Genomic DNA, 16,835 nt, shown 5'->3' with positions numbered 1-16,835 from the left:
AATGAACAAATCAAATATTAATAAAAATTTAACTATTTAAAAATAAAGATGTTAAATAGCTATGCTGGTAATTCTTATTCAACTACATTAACCAAAACATAACCTATAAACACAAAAAATCCTCATCAAACATGATGAGGATTATAATAGAATCCAGAACGAGCTAAGTTTAAAGAAATGCGCCCCATCTATGCATTAGCCTAACACTGGTAGCATTGTAAAACAAAAAACCCCATTCCGATAGGAATAGGGTTTTTCAAAGAAAGGCGACGACATACTCTCCCACATAACTGCAGTACCATCTGCGCAGGCGGGCTTAACTACTCTGTTCGGGATGGGAAGAGGTGAGCCCCGCCGCAATAACCACCTTAAGAGGTTATAATTGCTTTGGGCAATTATTGTAATGTTGTTTATTGTATAATAAACATCAATCACATAATATCTTAACATACTGAGATAAAGAAAAGTTTTTTTTATTAGAAAGTTTCTCCCCCCGACTTGCATCGGGGGAAAAGCGTACATAAGCTTACGGGTTATTAGTACTACTCGACTATGACATTACTGCCTTTACATCTATAGCCTATCAACGTGGTCATCTCCCACGACCCTTAAAAGAAATCTCATCTTGTGGTGGGTTTCGCGCTTATATGCTTTCAGCGCTTATCCCTTCCAAACGTAGCTACTCTGCGATGCCACTGGCGTGACAACAGATACACTAGAGGTTTGTCCAATTCGGTCCTCTCGTACTAGAATCAGATCCACTCAAATTTCTTGCGCCCACAGTAGATAGAGACCGAACTGTCTCACGACGTTCTGAACCCAGCTCGCGTGCCACTTTAATGGGCGAACAGCCCAACCCTTGGGACCTTCTCCAGCCCCAGGATGTGACGAGCCGACATCGAGGTGCCAAACCCCCCCGTCGATATGAGCTCTTGGGGGAGATCAGCCTGTTATCCCCGGCGTACCTTTTATCCTTTGAGCGATGGCCCTTCCATGCGGAACCACCGGATCACTATGCTCTACTTTCGTACCTGATCGACCTGTATGTCTCTCAGTCAAGCTCCCTTATGCCATTGCACTCTACGCACGGTTACCAAGCGTACTGAGGGAACCTTTAGAAGCCTCCGTTACTCTTTTGGAGGCGACCACCCCAGTCAAACTACCCACCAAGCAATGTCCCCCGTATTACGGGGTTAGGCCTCAGATAAACAAAGGGTTGTATTTCAACAATGACTCCACAACGCCTAGCGACGCCACTTCACAGTCTCCAACCTATCCTACACATCATTTATCCAAGGTCAATACTAAGCTATAGTAAAGGTGCACAGGGTCTTTTCGTCCCACTGCGGGTAAGCGGCATCTTCACCGCTACTACAATTTCACCGAGCTCATGGCTGAGACAGTGTCCAGATCGTTACACCATTCGTGCAGGTCGGAACTTACCCGACAAGGAATTTCGCTACCTTAGGACCGTTATAGTTACGGCCGCCGTTTACTGGGGCTTCAATTCAATGCTTCTCCGAAGATAACATCTCCTCTTAACCTTCCAGCACCGGGCAGGTGTCAGGCCCTATACTTCATCTTACGATTTTGCAGAGCCCTGTGTTTTTGATAAACAGTCGCCTGGACCTCTTCACTGCGGCCAGCATTGCTGCTGGCGACCCTTCTCCCGAAGTTACGGGTCTATTTTGCCTAATTCCTTAGCCATGAATCTCTCGAGCACCTTAGGATTCTCTCCTCGACTACCTGTGTCGGTTTGCGGTACGGGTACTTATTACCTGAAGTTTAGAGGTTTTTCTTGGAAGCCCTTAGGCGCACTATCTCTTTGTCCGAAGACTCCGAGTACTATCGTATTTCCCCAAGCCGCGTGGATTTGCCTGCGCAGCTTATAGGTAGGTACTTCAACGAACTATTCCGTCAGTTCGCGGCGCTTTCATCACTCCGTCACCCCATCACAGTAATAACTAGTACGGGAATATTAACCCGTTGTCCATCGACTGTCCCTTTCGGGTTCGCCTTAGGTCCCGACTAACCCACAGCTGATTAGCATAGCTGTGGAAACCTTAGTCTTTCGGTGTGCGGGTTTCTCGCCCGCATTATCGTTACTTATGCCTACATTTTCTTTTCTAACCAGTCCAGCATCCCTTACGAAACACCTTCTACCCTGTTAGAATGCTCCCCTACCACTTAGAGTAAACTCTAAATCCATAGCTTCGGTAATATACTTATGCCCGATTATTATCCATGCTCGTCCGCTCGACTAGTGAGCTGTTACGCACTCTTTAAATGAATGGCTGCTTCCAAGCCAACATCCTAGCTGTCTGGGCAGACAAACCTCGTTCTTTCAACTTAGTATATATTTGGGGACCTTAGCTGATGGTCTGGGTTCTTTCCCTCTCGGACTTGGACCTTAGCACCCAAGCCCTCACTGTTATGAAACATTATATAGCATTCGGAGTTTGTCAGGAATTGGTAGGCGGTGAAGCCCCCGCATCCAATCAGTAGCTCTACCTCTATATAACTTTACGCATAACGCTGCACCTAAATGCATTTCGGGGAGTACGAGCTATTTCCGAGTTTGATTGGCCTTTCACCCCTACCCACAGGTCATCCGAAGACTTTTCAACGTCAACCGGTTCGGACCTCCACACTGTGTTACCAGCGCTTCATCCTGCCCATGGGTAGATCACACGGTTTCGCGTCTAACACTACTGACTAAAGCGCCCTATTCAGACTCGCTTTCGCTACGGATCCGTGGCTTAACCACTTATCCTTGCCAGCAACGTTAACTCGTAGGCTCATTATGCAAAAGGCACGCCGTCACCCCACGAAAGGGCTCCGACCGCTTGTAAGCGTATGGTTTCAGGATCTATTTCACTCCGTTATTCACGGTTCTTTTCACCTTTCCCTCACGGTACTGGTTCACTATCGGTCTCTCAGGAGTATTTAGCCTTAGCGGATGGTCCCGCCAAATTCAGACAGGATTTCTCGTGTCCCGCCCTACTCAGGATACCACTATCGTTATCTTCTATTACTTATACAGGGCTATCACCTTCTTTGGCTTTACTTTCCAGTAAATTCTAATTCTATCCGCAACAAATGTCGTGGTCCTACAACCCCAATATTGCCGTAACAACATTGGTTTGGGCTAATCCGCGTTCGCTCGCCACTACTTACGGAATCACTTTTGTTTTCTTCTCCTCCGCCTACTTAGATGTTTCAGTTCAGCGGGTTTGCCCACCTATCGGTGTACTATGTCTTCAACATAGTGGGTTGCCCCATTCAGGTATTTACGGATCATATCGTGTGTGCCAATCCCCGTAACTTTTCGCAGCTTATCACGCCTTTCATCGCCTCTGAGAGCCAAGGCATCCCCCATACGCCCTTATTTTGCTTATTGTACCAATCTCGTTAGTTAAAACAAGACCGTTTCTTTTACTTGTCTAATGATAAACAAGCAAAAAATGCTTTCTACTTTTTATTATTTTCTTATCTCAATATGTCAATGAACTTGTATCCTTTCGGATTTGTGGAGAATAACGGAGTCGAACCGTTGACCTCCTGCGTGCAAGGCAGGCGCTCTAGCCAGCTGAGCTAATCCCCCAATCTAATTATGAATTGTGAATTATGAATTATGAATTTATACTTCATAACTCCTCAACTCTAGAATTTCTTCTTTTTTTAAGTCTAAAATAGTTGTCTCGGACAGACTCGAACTGTCGACCCCTACATTATCAGTGTAGTACTCTAACCAGCTGAGCTACGAGACACTCTTATTCTTAAATGGTATTATTTGAACTAACAGCAAGAGTAATATAATGTTGAAACTTGTTTCCAACTCGAACTTTCGTCTTCTTTCCCTAGCGTGTATTAATACTAACACTAAGGCTCTAGAAAGGAGGTGTTCCAGCCGCACCTTCCGGTACGGCTACCTTGTTACGACTTAGCCCTAGTTACCAGTTTTACCCTAGGCAGCTCCTTGCGGTCACCGACTTCAGGCACCCCCAGCTTCCATGGCTTGACGGGCGGTGTGTACAAGGCCCGGGAACGTATTCACCGGATCATGGCTGATATCCGATTACTAGCGATTCCAGCTTCACGGAGTCGAGTTGCAGACTCCGATCCGAACTGTGACCGGTTTTGTAGATTCGCTCCTGGTCACCCAGTGGCTGCTCTCTGTACCGGCCATTGTAGCACGTGTGTAGCCCAAGGCGTAAGGGCCGTGATGATTTGACGTCATCCCCACCTTCCTCTCAGTTTGCACTGGCAGTCTCGTTAGAGTTCCCGACATGACTCGCTGGCAACTAACAACAGGGGTTGCGCTCGTTATAGGACTTAACCTGACACCTCACGGCACGAGCTGACGACAACCATGCAGCACCTTGTAAATTGTCTTGCGAAAAGTCTGTTTCCAAACCGGTCAATCTACATTTAAGCCTTGGTAAGGTTCCTCGCGTATCATCGAATTAAACCACATGCTCCACCGCTTGTGCGGGCCCCCGTCAATTCCTTTGAGTTTCATTCTTGCGAACGTACTCCCCAGGTGGGATACTTATCACTTTCGCTTAGCCACTGAGATTGCTCCCAACAGCTAGTATCCATCGTTTACGGCGTGGACTACCAGGGTATCTAATCCTGTTCGCTACCCACGCTTTCGTCCATCAGCGTCAATCCATTAGTAGTAACCTGCCTTCGCAATTGGTATTCCATGTAATCTCTAAGCATTTCACCGCTACACTACATATTCTAGTTACTTCCTAATAATTCAAGTTTAGCAGTATCAATGGCCGTTCCACCGTTGAGCGATGGGCTTTCACCACTGACTTACTAAACCGCCTACGGACCCTTTAAACCCAATGATTCCGGATAACGCTTGGATCCTCCGTATTACCGCGGCTGCTGGCACGGAGTTAGCCGATCCTTATTCTCACAGTACCGTCAAGACGCTACACGTAGCGTTGTTTCTTCCTGTGCAAAAGCAGTTTACAATCCATAGGACCGTCATCCTGCACGCGGCATGGCTGGATCAGGCTTGCGCCCATTGTCCAATATTCCTCACTGCTGCCTCCCGTAGGAGTCTGGTCCGTGTCTCAGTACCAGTGTGGGGGATCTCCCTCTCAGGACCCCTACCCATCGTTGCCTTGGTAAGCCGTTACCTTACCAACTAGCTAATGGGACGCATGCTCATCTTTCACCGTTGTGACTTTAATTATAAAGTGATGCCACTATATAATACTATGAGGTATTAATCCAAATTTCTCTGGGCTATCCCTCTGTGAAAGGTAGATTGCATACGCGTTACGCACCCGTGCGCCGGTCTCTAGGTCCGAAAACCTATACCCCTCGACTTGCATGTGTTAAGCCTGCCGCTAGCGTTCATCCTGAGCCAGGATCAAACTCTTCATCGTATATTATTTGCTTGATTGCTCAAGCTATTGTTATTCGACTAAATTCTAGTGGTTTTTTCAAATCTCTCGATTCTATTACTCTTATTCTTTTGTTCCGATTTTCATCGGAACGGCTGTCAATTCAATATGTCTAGGAACGTGTTCTTATCTCTTTTTTTCAGCTCCGTTAACACTTGTTATAGTGTTTCTCGAAGCGGGTGCAAAAGTACAACTTTCTTTTTAACTGGCAAGAAAATTTTGAAGTTTTTTTAGGAAATTTTTATCTCCGTTTAATTCTTATTTTCTCATCAATCTTTCAAGGAACTTTGCGCGTTTTGCGGGGTGCAAAGGTAACATCTGTTTTCTAATCTCACAAGCTTTTTTTAATCTTTTTTTGAAAATAAATTTTCTAATTTGATTAACTTTACTTGTCAGTATTTAAAAGAACGTCTGCGTCATTGCGGGTGCAAAACTACACCGTTTATTGAGTTATTCAAGCTTTTTAATCACTTTTTTTTGATGTTTTCTTAACTTAAACTTTAACTCGTTGAAACCGTGAATTTTGAAAGTAAATTATTTTACTCTCCCTGGCCCTATTCAAAGGAAAGCTTGGCTTTATCCCCAGAAAACTGTGAATCATATTACCTATAGACAACCTGATCACACCTTTCTTTACCTATACAACCTTATTGCACTTTACCTTTTTTACAGCCACTTTGTACATCTTACTCCTGAAAAAGCTCCAGCTCTCTGCCTACTAACCAAAAAATCGTATGAATCAGTGTAATGAGTATATACTATAATAATATACCTTTTTTTTATTCGCTCCTATATATAGCCTCTCTTATATATAAGGAAACAAAAATTTGTCTTGTAGATGTCATTTTGAATTAGTCGAATAACCAAAAAACTCTGGATTACTATAGTTCGCGTTAGGGATAGAAGCAGAAAGCCCGCAGTCTGGTTGAGTCTCAAACTCAACCAGACGAGGACTTGTAGCGGATAGCCCGACTCATTATATAAACAAAGGCGGTTATCTTTTTTGATAACCGCCTTTGTTTATATAATGAGGAACGCCCAAAATAATATTCTAATCGAAACGTATTGCTTTTACCGGTGAAATTTTAGTTATTATATAGGAAGGAATTAGTAATACCAAGAAACAAACGGTCACGGTAAGCAGATTCAATAAAAGTATATATCCCCAATTTAAATAAACTGGCGCTTGATTGACGTAATAGTTCTCAGGAGGAAGTTGAATTATCCCGAATTGTTGTTGGATTAATAATAATGAGATACCAATTAGATTTCCCCAGAACAGCCCTCTTATTATCAGGTAGAAGGCATTGTAAAGAAATATTTTCCGTACTGACCAGTTATTAGCTCCCAACGCTTTTAAAATCCCTATCATTTGTGTTCGCTCCAAGATAAGTACTAATAGCGCTACTACCATATTGATTGTGGCGACAAGAATCATGACTACTAATATAACGATAATGTTGAAATCGAATAGTTGAAGCCATTCGAATATATAACTGTATTTTTCTATTATAGTTTTGGAATCTAATGTTGAAGCAGTTTGCGCATAAACCTGTTCTCCCGTAGATTCTATAGTATTAAAATCATCTACAAAAACTTCGAAAGCTCCGATTTGGTCTGGAGCCCATTTATTGATGCGCTGCATGTGGCGTATGTCTCCTATTATATAAGTAGCGTCAAATTCTTGAAAGCCCGAATTGAAAATTCCAACAACATCAAAATTCCTTAGGTTATACCCTTTCTCTTTCATGAAGAAAGTATTGAATCCATCACCCACTTTTAAATTCAGTCTGTTTGCAATAAACTGAGAAATCACAACTTCTTCGTTTAAATCCCCTTTAACTTTTGGAATTCTTCCTTCTATAATGTATTCCTTTATATTATCCCATTTATAATCGTTTCCTACTCCTTTGAAAATAATTCCTTCGAAAGCAGTTTCAGTTCTAATAATTCCAGCTTTACTGGCTATCGCTTGGATGTGCTTAACTGCGGGAACCGAGGTAAATTTTGGATAAAAATCTTGTTTTATAGAAATAGGTGTCAGGGTGACCTCGGATTGATTGTTATCATAATTAGAAATAATGATATGCCCATTGAAAGCCGATACTTTTTCTCGGATTTTTTGCTGCAGTCCTATTCCTGTCGCCACCGAAACAATCATCATAATCATACCAATGGCAATTGCCGAGATTGCAATTTTTATAATTGGTGCAGATATGCTACTTTTATAATCTTTAGCAGTTATAAGTCGTTTGGCGATGAAATATTCTAAATTCAATTTGATTGCTTTTCTAATTTGGATTTACTACGCCAGTTTGCGTTGCTAAAGCCAAAAATACAGCTAAAACATGAATTACACTAATTGGCCTTAATTTTATTTGAACCTATATATGAACTCTTTTTTTAAAATATTGATTAGTTTTATATTCTTAACAATCATTCCGACTTTCTGTTCAGCCAGAAAAACAGACGCAACGCTAAATGCAAAATCAGATTTAGAAATAGTTAAAGACAAACCAAAAACAGAAATAAAAACTGGAGCAGATAATTACAACAACTATTTACCATTATTAAATAACAAGCAAATTGGGATTGTAACCAATCAAACCGGCATTCTCTCTAACAAAACACATTTGGTCGACTTTCTTTTAGAAAAAAATATTGCTATACAAAAAATATTTGCCCCAGAACATGGTTTTCGCGGAACTGCTGATGCGGGCGAACATATCATTGATGGAAAAGATGCTAAAACAGGACTGTCAATTATTTCGCTTTACGGTGACAATAAAAAACCAAAACCAGAGCAACTCGCAGGTATTGACATCATGGTTTTTGATTTGCAGGACGTAGGTGCGAGATTTTACACTTATATTTCTTCGCTGCATTACATAATGGAAGCTTGTGCCGAAAATAACATTCCGCTTTTGATTCTTGACCGACCAAATCCGAACGGACGTATTGTAGACGGACCAATTCTTGAAAAGGGATTTAGTAGTTTTGTGGGTATGCATCCTATTCCTTTGCTTCACGGAATGACAATTGGAGAATATGCACAAATGATAAATGGCGAGAAATGGTTAAAGAATGGAGTACAATGTAAATTGACTGTTATTCCCTGCAGTAATTACAACAGAAAAATGAATTATAGTTTACCTGTAAAGCCATCACCAAATCTTCCGAATGACCAGGCCGTGAATCTTTATGCGAGTCTATGCCTTTTTGAAGGTACGAATATAAGCGTAGGCCGAGGAACTGAAAAACAATTTCAGATTTATGGCTCTCCTTATTTAAATAAAAGTGACTTTAGTTTTACTCCTAAACCAAATTTTGGCGCACAAAATCCTGTTTACAATGGAGTACTTTGTTATGGCGAAGATTTGTCAACATATTCAAGAGTAAATCGACTGGAATTAAAATGGATAATTAAGGCGTATCTAACCACAAAGGACAAATCAAAATTCTTCAATCCTTTTTTCACAAAACTTGCAGGAACCAAAAAATTGCAACAGCAAATTGAAGCAGGAACTTCGGAATATAAAATCAGACAAAGCTGGGAGAAAGGTTTAATTGAATTTAAAAAAATGAGAACGAAATATTTGATATACTAGTCTAATGTTTTAAAGTCAAAAGTCCTAAAGTACCTTCAAAATAGCATTTAACATTCAAACTATTCTCTTTATGACTTTAAGACTTTTGACTTTATGACTAAAAAAGTGGTAATTTCTTCTTCATTTCCTCGATAATATTAAAAGCAGCCGGACAAATTGCCACGTTTTTCAATGTTAAATCAGTAATCTGTTGAAACTTTTTTCTATCGGTATGTGGAAATTCTCTGCACGCTTTTGGACGAACATCATAAATCATACACGCATTTTCATTATCCAGAAAAGTACACGGGACGTTTTGTAAAACATAATCTCTGTCTTCATCGATACGAAGATATTGCTCAATAAACTGTTGGGGTTTTTGTCTAAGATATTTTGAAACACGCTCAATATCCGCATCCGTGAATAATGGACCTGTCGTTTTACAACAATTGGCACATTTTAAACAATCCGTTTTCTTAAATTCAGCATCATGCAAGTCCTGCATCACATAATCCAGATTCTTTGGTGTCTTCTTTTTCAGCTTATCGAAATACTTTTTGTTTTCGATATGCTTATCTTTGGCTTCTTTAGGAAGATTGTTTAAAATATTATCCATTCGTAGGTTTGTTTTTTCGGTTATTCGACAAAACATTCCGCGAAATTACTTAAAACAAATCAACAAATTACCAAATTAACACATCAACTACAATGAAAGACCTTTTTGGCAAAGCCATACTTGATTTTCAAACTAATAATTCCCCGGAAGATTTAATCACAGAAACCTCTATTTCTGAAGAAGATGAAATGAGTGTTGAATATCTATTTCGTACTTATAATGAAATGCCAAAACTGGAGCAAAAAGCTTTACAACTAGCAAAGGGAAAAATTCTGGATGTAGGTTGTGGCGCTGGAAGCCATAGTTTGTATTTGCAAAACGAAAGAAATTTTGATGTTCGTTCAATTGATATTTCTCAAAATGCAATTGAAGCTTGTCACCTACGAGGGTTAAAAAATGCTCAAGTTCAAAACATTCTTGAAATGGACTCTGACAATCCTGAAAATAAATTTGACACCATTTTATTATTAATGAATGGAACCGGTATTTTTGGAACACTAAAAGATACCACTAAATTTTTACAGAAACTAAAAAGCTTGCTAAATCTAAACGGACAAATTTTAATTGATTCTTCGGATATCATTTACATGTTTGATAATGATGAAGATGGCGGAAAATGGATTCCAAGTAATGGTTACTATGGCGAATTGACTTTTACAATACGTTATAAAAACGAAAAAGAAGACAAATTCCCTTGGCTGTATTTAGATTATAACACGCTACAAAATGCGGCATTCGCCAATGGATTACAAAGCGAGTTAATTCTTGAAGGGGAACATTATGACTATTTAGCGAAGCTTTCGATTTAAAACACATTTATAATATGGAAAACTCAACATTAGAAGATTTACGTTATCCTATTGGGAAATTTATCGCACCAGAAATCTATTCAGGAGAATATATAACTAATAAAATAGCAGAAATCGCAAGTTTCCCTGAACAATTGAAAAAAGAAGTACTTCACTTAACCGAAGAACAACTTGAAACAGTATATCGTCAAGATGGTTGGACTATCCGTCAAGTAATTCATCATTGTGCCGATAGCCACATGAATTGTTTCATTAGAATAAAATGGGCGCTGACAGAGGAAAATCCAACTATAAAATTCTATCATGAAGATCGTTGGGCTGAATTACATGATAATTTAACAATGCCTATCCAGCCTACGCTTTCCTTTCTGGAAGGATTGCACTATCGTTTGGCGTATTTAATGAATAGTTTATCTAACGAAGATTTAGAAAAAACATTTATACATCCTGAGAATAACAAAGAATTTAAAATTAAGAAAATAATAGGAACTTATGCTTGGCATGGAAACCACCATTTAGCGCATATCACGGAACTGAAAAAGCAAAAAGGTTGGTAATTGAACGTTTAAACTATTTTCTCCAATAATAAAAATCCCAAATACAGTTAGCATTTGGGATTTTTAAATTTTAAGGAATATTCAAATATTTATGTGTTTGTAAAGAAACACGCCATTTTGGATTATTCATCACATAATCTACTATAAGTGGAGTCATTTCTTCTTTTTTGCTCCATTCTGGCTGCAGAAATAAAATAGCATTACTATTTACTTTTTCAGCTTGCTCTTCGGCAAAAATAAAATCATGTTTATTGTAAATGATAACTTTTAACTCATGTGCATTATCATAAACAGTTTTTGTGGGTAATTTATTTTTCTTTGGAGACAGACAAATCCAATCCCAAGTTCCGGTAAGCGGATATGCACCCGAAGTTTCAATATGAACTTTTCTATTATTATCTTTTAGCTTTTGCGTCAGCAAAGTCATATCCCACATTAAAGGCTCCCCACCAGTAACTACAACAGTCTCTGAATATTTACTTGCGTTAGAAACAATTAAATCAATACCTGTTGGAGGATGCAATTCAGCATTCCAGCTTTCTTTAACATCACACCAATGACAACCCACATCACATCCACCAATTCTAATAAAGTATGCAGCAGTTCCTGTATGAAATCCTTCCCCTTGAATAGTATAGAACTCTTCCATTAATGGTAGCATAGCACCTTTATTAACTTCTAATTGTATTTCTTTTGATAACATTATTTAATTTTAAAGTGCAAAGATAGTTAATTTGAAAATGAGATAATTTGAAAACAGAAACTAAAACAATAAACTTTGAAGAACCAAAATTCACAGTTGCTATTTAATTGTTCGCAATGATTTTACAACCAGAATTCAACCCTATTATTTTAAAATTTCAAATACTATTAAAAAAGAAAAAACCGATAGTTAAAAAACTATCGGTTTATAATATGAAGAAACAATTATTTTATTTCAATGTTTTCAATGATTCAGTTGCGTAAGCATTAGCAGGATCAAGAGCTAATGTTTTTCTGAAATAATCCATTGCTTTCGCTTTATCAGTATTAGCATAATTAGCAGCAATATTATTGTATGACTCAATAATTTTAGCTTTAACAGCAGGTTTAGCTGTTTCTTCTGCACCTAAAGCTGTAACTTTAGCAACATAATCCTCATAATTCTTAGTCATAACATCATCTTTTTCAAGCAATCTATTCGTTCTAGCTCTGTAAAGATATGCTTCATGATATGCCGGAGATGCTACTAATACTCTTTCGAAAGCAGCGTCTGCTTTTTGCAAAGAAATAACATCTGGTTTCACATCTTTACCATTATTAGCATAATAATTTGCTAAACCATAATAAACATTATCATCAAGATATGTTTTAGAATCCATAACATTAGATCCAAATTCAAAAATTGAAGCAGCTTCCTTGTAAAGTTTTAGTGTAAATAATTTTTTACCAACTTCACTTAAATCTTGAACTGCCAAAGGTTGCATTTCAACCGCCTTTTTGATATCTACTAATCCCGCGTTAAAAGCTCCTGCATCAATTGCTAATCCATCTGCACTAGTTCCTTTTTTAATTTTGGTCAAACCTAAATATAAATAATCTAAAGCAATTGCTTTATTTCCTGGAGCACTGATAAAACTTTCCAATGACTTAATAGCAACATCAACATTTCCATTTTTATAAGCAGCATATCCTAAATAACGATAGATTCTTGGATTAACTTTATCTAATTCAATCATTTTATTAGCTTCAACTTCAAGAGCCGCATAATCTTCTACTAAGATAAGGAAGTCAGCACGACGCATTCTTGAGTGAATAGAATAATCTGTCAAAGACATGTATTTATCGTAATATCCAATCGCAGTTTTATAATTTGCAGCAGCTTGAGACGGTTTGTTACGTGCAATTTTATAATATGTTTCAGCTAGTTCTCTATAAACAGGACCATAATTAGGGTTTATAGCGATAACTTCATTGTAAGCTTTCAAAGCTTCGTCATACGATTTAGCGCCTTTCAACAAAACACCCAATTGCATTTTAGCTCTTAGCAAAGTATTATCAGCTTGAAAAGCACCTCTATACGCTACATAAGCTTCATTTTGTTTACCATCACCATAATAAGCGTCTCCTAATGCTAGTTGTAATTGAGCATCTTGAGGATTGTTGATCACAGCACGGTTCAAGATAGCAATTGCACTTTTATAATCTGGTTTCGCAACATTCATGTAAGCTCTTGCTATATAAACATACTCTTGTACGTCTTTCTTTTTAATGTCCTTAGTAGCCAAAGCAAATTTAGCTTGTGCTCCAGTCACATCATTTTTATCTAAATCCATTTGACCTAAACCAATATAATTTAATTTAGCCCCTTCAGATGTATTTAATCCATTTTGAAAATAAATTTTAGCAGAATCCTCAACACTTTGAGTAAGATATACATTCCCTAAAGTAAAGAAAGCTGCACCATTACTTGGTTTTGCTTTGATAATCGATTTTAATATCGATTTAGCACTTTCAAATTGCTCTGCATCGACAGCCTTTTTTGCCTGATTAATATCTTGTGCTTGACTCGCAAAAGCGGAAGCCAACAATGCAACACTAAAAAATTTAAATTTATTCATTTTAATTGTAGTTAATTTATTTTTTATCATTTTGGTCTTTACCAATTATTGTAAACTTTCTTGTTGGAATACGAACCGGTAGCAATCCAGATTTTAAAATTATTCTTTGTCCGACATCTCCAGCAACAAATGAGGCAAAGCCCATTCCTAAACCAGAAAAACCTTGACAATTGATTATATACAAATCGCGTGCCAAAGGGTATTTTCCTTCTGCAATATTATTTTGTGATGGAATATAATAGTTATCACTTTTAAGACCTTTAACACCTAAAGTAGTAACATTATCAACATATGTTTGCATTGCGGGTAATGGTTGTGAAAGCCAATTAACACCAACTACTCCAATCATACCATCATTTTCAGAAACATATTTTATAACTTCATCATTAGATTTAAATGAGAAAACACCCTTTTCAGGAATAGCATTTATACCTGCCAAAGAATTCATGTATCGAACTGTACTTGAATTTAGATTATCAAAAACCAATCCTTTGATTGATGCTACAGGCTTACCTTGCATGAAACTAATAACATCTTGTAACGCAACAAGCGTATCTTTATTGTTTTTGTTTGCTATAAAAGCTATAGCATCGGTAGCAAAAACAGTTGTTTTAGGATTAATTTTTCTTTGTTTGAAAATCTTCAATTCTTCGGCAGATAAATTTCTAGATAAAATAGCAATAGCTGCCTTTTCTTTAAATAAAGAGTTCACTGTCTCCGATTCAGATTTAGCGACAAGCGTTACTTTGGCTTCGTATTCATTTTCAAATACCGAAACTTGCTCTTCAATAATAGGTGCTAACGTTTCGTCTACATAAATGATCGTCGAACCTTTTAGAATAGTCTCCTTGGCATTTTTATCTGATATTTGATTACATGCAAAAACCAATACTGCAACTAAAAACAAAATAAAAAGAGAAAGTTTAGAATGATTTTTCATGATCTAGTTATTATTATCATTAATAATTCGGAAGAATCTAAAAGAAGCATAAACAATAAGCAAAACACCAAAAGCTATTCTATATGTAGGCGTCATTGCTAAAGGAAAATTCTTCATAAAGATAATAAATAAACCTAAAACAAGATAAACTAGAAAAAACAAAATTCCTAAAACAAGAAGAAATCGCTCTTTAAGCGATTTCTTCTTAATATTATTAAGTATGTTATTTAACATTATTCTGCAGATTGAATAGTAATAGGAAGCGAATAAAGTACTCTAACTTTTTTACCATTTTGCTCACCTGGAGTCCATTTAGGACATTTTTTTAAAACACGGATAGCCTCTTTTCCTGTACCGTAACCAATATCTCTAATTACTTTGATATCAGTTAACGAACCATCTTTTTCAACTACAAAAGTAACATAAACTTTACCTTTTAATCCTTCTTCTTCTGGAGTTTGATAGTTATTACCAACAAATTTATAAAACTTGTCAATACCACCTGGAAAATCAGGTTTAACTTCAATACCAGCAGTGTTATAAATTTGGTTATCAACCTCTTCTACAACAGCTGCAGTTCCTGTACCTACTGGTTCAACAGTTAAGACAGCATCAGGATCTCCTTTAATAGTTTCAGCTCCTAATTTCTTATCTTTTATTTCGACAGTTTTAGGTGGCTCTTCAGTCACTTCTTCCGCTTTAGCAACAACAGGCTTAACAAATTTTACCTGATCTACTTTTGGCGGTGGTGGTGGTGGTGGTGGAACATCTTTCTTTACTTCTTCTTTTTTAGGAGGTAATTTGATACTAACAATTTTAGTATCTAAAGTATCATCACCATCAGAAGAATCAGGCAATAACCCTAAAATAAGTGGCATACTAACTGCTATAGCAAAAATAATTGCACCAAAGATAAGCGCTCTAACAGTAGTCTTGTTATTTGATTTTCTTAGTTCGTAAGCGCCATAAGCCTTATTACGACCTTCGAATACAATATCAAGCCATTGGTTTGTGAATATATCTAATTTCATTTTTCTTAATTATTAGGTTATAGAGTAAATATGAATACTATTTACTTTCTAACAATTTTAGTTCTTCTGGAGAAAAATCATTTACAATTGCATTAGAAGGTACTCCTACAATTGCCATCTCATCAAGTATATCTACTAAATTACGATAATTTGATTTTTTACTTGGTTTGATAATTACAATTAAACCTTTGTCTTTGTTACCAGTGTATTCAACTACTGATTTTTTTCTTTTCAATAATTCCTTACGAATCCCTTCTTTACCATAAGAAATATCTTTAGGACCAGCAATTGGAGTTGCTAATAAACCCATATAATATACCATTTTATCATTGTCTCCTAATAAAACCGTTAGTGTGCGGTTTTCGTCAACTTTGATTGGCTTATCCTTAGTCTTATCATCTTCTTTATCTGGCAAACCCAAAGGCATCGATTGCGGTTTAGACAACGTAGTCGTAAGCATAAAGAATGTAATCAATAAGAACGCCAAATCCACCATAGCAGTTAAATCTACTTTTGAATTTGATTTTTTACTTCTTACTTTTCCACCTTTTTTGCCTCCACCGTCGCCAGTATTTAATTCAGCCATTTTAGTGTATTTTTATTAGTTATTTTTCTGTTGCTCTTAAACCAGTAACTAGGTTAAAGCTATTGATTTTTTGATCTTGTAAAACATCCATCACTTGTTTGATAGCAGGATATTCTTCTTTCGCATCACCTTTTATGGCAATTTGCAATTCTTTATCATTTACATCAATATTTGCAATACGAGAATTGTAAATCCATTCTTTCAATTGATTATCTAGTGAATCCTTAGGAACCCCTGATTGTACACCAGGCTTACTTCTGTCAGCAGTTTTCATAGCAATCAATTGTTTAAGTCCTGAAATCGGAACTCCAATACCTTCCATTAAACCAAAAGTTTCAGATTCACTTTCTGTAAATTCAACACCATATTTTTGTCCCATCAACTCAAGAGCTCTTTTTCTAACCTCTCTCCCTTTCAGGTCGTAGAAAACTTTTCCTTTACCAATAGTTATAGTAGCTAAATTATCTTCTGGCAACTTAGATTGAACCGTTGACGCAGGCGTATCTACTGGCAATGCTTCCGGTATCTTAGCAGTTGCTGTCATTACAAAGAACGACAACAAAAGAAAAGCGACATCACACATAGCAGTCATATCGGTAGACCCTGCTTTTTTCTTCATTTTTATAGCCATCAATATTATTTTTTATATTTACAAGAAAATAGGATCTTTCTTTTCAGACCAC

General features: G+C 37.4%; 11 protein-coding genes, 2 tRNA genes and 3 rRNA genes. 3 read left to right on the top strand and 13 right to left on the bottom strand.

Features of this window, described 5'->3' with window-relative positions:
* Window positions 1-261: 261 nt before the first annotated feature.
* From rrf to ACXX80_RS07610, 6 genes are all read right to left on the bottom strand, one after another.
* Window positions 262-371, bottom strand: a 5S ribosomal RNA gene (gene rrf, locus ACXX80_RS07635).
* A gap of 145 nt (window positions 372-516) precedes the next feature.
* A 23S ribosomal RNA gene (locus tag ACXX80_RS07630) occupies window positions 517-3,400 on the bottom strand.
* Between the two features lie 130 nt (window positions 3,401-3,530).
* Window positions 3,531-3,604: transfer RNA gene (locus ACXX80_RS07625), tRNA-Ala, on the bottom strand.
* Between the two features lie 92 nt (window positions 3,605-3,696).
* Window positions 3,697-3,770 (bottom strand) — tRNA-Ile (locus tag ACXX80_RS07620).
* Between the two features lie 124 nt (window positions 3,771-3,894).
* A 16S ribosomal RNA gene (locus ACXX80_RS07615) occupies window positions 3,895-5,408 on the bottom strand.
* The 16S, 23S and 5S rRNA genes sit together here with 2 tRNA genes alongside, the layout of an rRNA operon.
* A gap of 1,069 nt (window positions 5,409-6,477) precedes the next feature.
* On the bottom strand, window positions 6,478-7,704 hold the full coding sequence (locus ACXX80_RS07610; RefSeq protein WP_458552691.1) for an ABC transporter permease: 1,227 nt from the start codon (window positions 7,702-7,704) through the stop codon (window positions 6,478-6,480).
* A gap of 133 nt (window positions 7,705-7,837) precedes the next feature.
* On the opposite strand from ACXX80_RS07610, the gene ACXX80_RS07605 reads away from it, so the two are divergent.
* A complete protein-coding gene (locus tag ACXX80_RS07605) occupies window positions 7,838-9,034 on the top strand; it encodes an exo-beta-N-acetylmuramidase NamZ family protein (protein ID WP_458552690.1) in 1,197 nt (398 codons plus the stop codon).
* 97 nt (window positions 9,035-9,131) lie between these two features.
* Here ACXX80_RS07605 and ACXX80_RS07600 read toward each other — a convergent pair whose 3' ends face one another.
* The gene (locus tag ACXX80_RS07600; protein WP_458552689.1) at window positions 9,132-9,629 is read right to left on the bottom strand and encodes a YkgJ family cysteine cluster protein; all 498 of its coding nucleotides are present in this window, start codon (window positions 9,627-9,629) and stop codon (window positions 9,132-9,134) included.
* A gap of 92 nt (window positions 9,630-9,721) precedes the next feature.
* Here ACXX80_RS07600 and ACXX80_RS07595 point away from each other — a divergent pair, with 92 nt between their 5' ends.
* Both ACXX80_RS07595 and ACXX80_RS07590 read left to right on the top strand, forming a co-directional pair.
* Complete coding sequence (locus tag ACXX80_RS07595) at window positions 9,722-10,438, top strand: class I SAM-dependent methyltransferase (RefSeq protein ID WP_458552688.1); 717 nt, start codon at window positions 9,722-9,724, stop codon at window positions 10,436-10,438.
* A gap of 14 nt (window positions 10,439-10,452) precedes the next feature.
* The gene (locus ACXX80_RS07590; RefSeq protein ID WP_458552687.1) at window positions 10,453-10,995 is read left to right on the top strand and encodes a YfiT family bacillithiol transferase; all 543 of its coding nucleotides are present in this window, start codon (window positions 10,453-10,455) and stop codon (window positions 10,993-10,995) included.
* Between the two features lie 70 nt (window positions 10,996-11,065).
* Here ACXX80_RS07590 and ACXX80_RS07585 read toward each other — a convergent pair whose 3' ends face one another.
* The 6 genes from ACXX80_RS07585 to ACXX80_RS07560 form a co-directional block, all read right to left on the bottom strand.
* Entirely contained in the window at window positions 11,066-11,698 is a 633-nt protein-coding gene (locus tag ACXX80_RS07585; protein ID WP_315208863.1) for a 7-carboxy-7-deazaguanine synthase QueE, read from the bottom strand.
* A gap of 229 nt (window positions 11,699-11,927) precedes the next feature.
* Window positions 11,928-13,595, bottom strand: coding sequence for a tetratricopeptide repeat protein (locus tag ACXX80_RS07580; RefSeq protein WP_458552686.1), 1,668 nt, complete (start codon window positions 13,593-13,595; stop codon window positions 11,928-11,930).
* 16 nt (window positions 13,596-13,611) lie between these two features.
* A complete protein-coding gene (locus tag ACXX80_RS07575) occupies window positions 13,612-14,535 on the bottom strand; it encodes a PstS family phosphate ABC transporter substrate-binding protein (protein WP_458552685.1) in 924 nt (307 codons plus the stop codon).
* 233 nt (window positions 14,536-14,768) lie between these two features.
* Complete coding sequence (locus ACXX80_RS07570; protein ID WP_417951263.1) at window positions 14,769-15,566, bottom strand: energy transducer TonB; 798 nt, start codon at window positions 15,564-15,566, stop codon at window positions 14,769-14,771.
* Between the two features lie 37 nt (window positions 15,567-15,603).
* Window positions 15,604-16,152, bottom strand: a complete 549-nt coding sequence (locus ACXX80_RS07565; RefSeq protein WP_417951262.1) for an ExbD/TolR family protein — start codon at window positions 16,150-16,152, stop codon at window positions 15,604-15,606.
* 19 nt (window positions 16,153-16,171) lie between these two features.
* On the bottom strand, window positions 16,172-16,771 hold the full coding sequence (locus ACXX80_RS07560) for an ExbD/TolR family protein (RefSeq protein WP_417981840.1): 600 nt from the start codon (window positions 16,769-16,771) through the stop codon (window positions 16,172-16,174).
* Window positions 16,772-16,835: the final 64 nt, after the last annotated feature.

This window comes from Flavobacterium sp. GNP002 (assembly GCF_054343795.1).
This window is presented reverse-complemented; position numbering and strand designations above follow the sequence as displayed.